Here is a 3,109-nt window from a genome sequence, read left to right as displayed (position 1 = left end):
CCGCCCTGAACTCAATGCTGAGCGCTTTATTGATAATCCATTTAGTCACGACCCCGCCCATAGCAAGCTGTACAAAACCGGTGACCTTGCCCGTTTCCTAAACAACGGCGACTTGGTGTATCTCGGTCGTAACGATGAGCAGGTGAAAATTCGTGGTTATCGTGTCGAATTAGGCGAGATTGCTGCAGCTATTGTCGACCAGCAAGGCGTGCAAAATGCCGTGGTGATTGATGTACCTGCACCGCAAGGCAAAGCGCTGGCCGCTTACCTTGTTGCAGAGCCTACCCTTGAAATTACCGAGTTAAAGCTCGCCCTAAGTGCTGCTTTACCTGAATACATGGTGCCCAGCCACTTTACCTTAATCGAGCATATTCCACTTACGGGTAACGGTAAGCTTGACCGCAAGGCACTCCCCACACCGGAGCTTCAAGCCGACAACCTTTATGTGGCACCACGCAATGCCTTAGAAACCCAGCTTTGTGAGATTTGGCAACAGGTGCTTGGCCTTGAACAAGTGGGGATTGAAGATAATTTCTTCAGTATCGGGGGGGACTCTATCTCGGCTATCCGGTTGATGAATGCATGTAATAAAGCACTGGATTTAAACATCCCAATTTCAGCCTTGTTTGAGCATACCCATATTGCCGCAATCGTCGACAACTTAGAGACGCTGAGCGTGGATATCGAGATTAAAGCAGACTCCGGATCACAACAAGAACAAACTAATAGCATGAGGATTTAACCATGTTGTCATTGCTCGCTGAACTGAAAGATCACAATCTCTCAATCTGGTTGCAAGACGGCGGACTAGAGCTGTCATTTGGCGCGCAAGCGCCAGATGCTGCACTTGTTGCAAAGTTAAAGTCAAACAAAACGCAGCTAATGGATTACCTTGAAGCAAAAGCAATTTTTTCAAAGGATGCGTTTAATACACTGCCAGAATTAAACCGCTATCCGCTTTCGTTTGCGCAAGAGCGTTTATTATTTATCGAACGGTTAGAAAACGGCACCAACGCTTATCATATTCCGTTTTTGGTTAAACTCTCTGAGCACACAGAGCTTGCGCGATTAACGCAAGCACTGAATATCGTGTTAGATAGGCATGAAGTACTTCGCAGTGTCTATCGTCAAGACGAGCAAGGCCACGACTATCAAGAAGTGTTGAGCGCTTGTATTGAGATTACGCCTAGCCCTGTGGCTGACTTAGCTGCGCTTAATACGGCTGTGAAACAAGCTATTAGTACACCATTTGACTTAGCTAATGAGCCTATGTTCAAGGTTTGCTGTTGGACAGTAGGCGCTGAACGTTACGTGCTATTTATGTGGCACCATATTGCGTTTGATGGCTGGTCCACCGAAATCTTTATGCGTGAGCTACACCAAGCCTATTTTATGCTAGCTTCAGGCAAAACGCCTGAGCTACCAGCGCTTGAGTTACAGTACCAAGATTACGCAAAGTGGCAGCGCGAGTATCTCAGCGGCGATACCTTAACTAAGCTTTTAGACCACTGGACTGATGCACTTGCAGGTGCTGAGCAGCTTGAATTACATTCGCCACTACCAAGGCCAAATGAATATCAATATCACGGTGCCGACCACCGTATTCATTTGGGTCAAGAACGAAGCGAAGCCCTAAAGGCCATAGCCAAAACGCAACAAACCAGTCTTTATGTAGTACTGCTCAGCAGCTGGGCATTGACATTACAAGCAACCAGCGGTCAGTCAGATTTAGTCATAGGTACACCATCTGACAACCGTCATCTAAGTCAGACACAAAATCTTATTGGCTTTTTGGTCAATAGCTTAGCCCTGCCAGTTCATATTGATAACGCACTCGACTTTAATGCCTTAATCCAACAAGTGCACCAAACCCTAAAAGCGGCAAAGGCGCACCAAGATCTGCCATTTGATAAATTGGTCGACGCCCTAAAATTACAACGGGATCCGTCTCGCCATCCGCTATTTCAAATGATGTTTGCGCTTGAACAATTTAAAAATAACAGCGACGACAGCAGCCAACAGCTGTTTATGCCAGTGGATGAATCACAAGTCAAAGCGCTACATAAAGTGGCTAAGTTCGACATTAGTTTACTGCTACAAAATGGTGACGAAGAAGTATTTGGCGATATTAACTACGCCACAGCGCTATTTCCAAGTGACTGGATCGCAACTCTTGCTGAGCGCTTTATCAGTATTATCGATCAGGTTATCGCCAGAACCACACAGCCACTTGCAAAAATAGCCCTACAAAATAGAGCTGAGACTGACACAATACGTGCTTGGCATGACAACGCAGAATCGTTTGCCATCGATAAAGATTTGGCCAGCTTGGTAGAGCAACACGCAGCTAACACCCCTGAGCAAGCGGCCATGTTAACCAGTAGTGGTGAAGCGCTGTCTTATGCCGAAGTGAACGGTAAAGCCAATGCCCTTGCACAGCAAATCATTGCTCAGCACCCCAAAGCCCAAGCTGGCCTATTGCCTGCCGATACCCCTATCGCCCTCTACTTTTCTCGCAGTAGCGAGATGCTTATTGCTATTTTGGCCGTGCTCAAAGCCGGTGGTGCCTATGTGCCTGTTTCACCAGATTACCCCGAAGCTCGGGTTGAATTTATTTTAACCGACACCAACACCGACTTAGTGCTAACCCAGGAAAGCCACTTGCCTTCACTTGAGCCTGTGCTTGGAAAAATGGCGGCGCTCGGCGTGAAGGCGCTCGGCGTAAACACCCATGCACTGGCGGTGGAGCATGAGAACTTAGTACGTCCAACCGCGTTGGCTAACTTGGCTTATATCATCTACACCTCAGGGACAACCGGACAACCAAAAGGCGTAATGCTCACGCAGTACAATGTGCTTTACTATCTTCACGCCTTAACCAGCCAGTTAGGTGACAAGTATCGTAATATCGACTTTTCTTCTAATTACTGTTTTGACTTGTCGGTGACCACCACCTTATGCCCGCTCCTTGCTGGACAAACGGTGTGTGTTTATGAAGGCGATATTCTTGATGCCGCCGCCTTTAGAGCTCATCTAAATACCGCGAACGTTGGCTTTGTGAAAACCACACCCAGTCTTGCCATGGCGCTATTGCCTGGCAGCGATGCAC

General features: G+C 47.4%; 2 protein-coding genes. Both read left to right on the top strand.

Annotation, left to right across the window (positions count from 1 at the left end; all coding sequences use genetic code 11):
* Positions 1-742 (top strand): phosphopantetheine-binding protein (locus tag BB427_RS23585; RefSeq protein ID WP_139119105.1); only part of this gene is annotated, 742 nt, incomplete at its 5' end.
* Positions 743-744: 2 nt separating this feature from the next.
* Positions 745-3,109, top strand: a 2,365-nt coding sequence (locus BB427_RS23580; protein ID WP_139119104.1) for a non-ribosomal peptide synthetase, incomplete at its 3' end; no start/stop codon positions are given.

Source organism: Pseudoalteromonas sp. BMB, assembly GCF_001709235.1.
Classification (GTDB): Bacteria; Pseudomonadota; Gammaproteobacteria; order Enterobacterales; family Alteromonadaceae; genus Pseudoalteromonas; species Pseudoalteromonas maricaloris.
The sequence above is the reverse complement of the archived record's forward strand: the minus strand, read 5'-3'. Positions and strand labels throughout refer to the sequence as shown.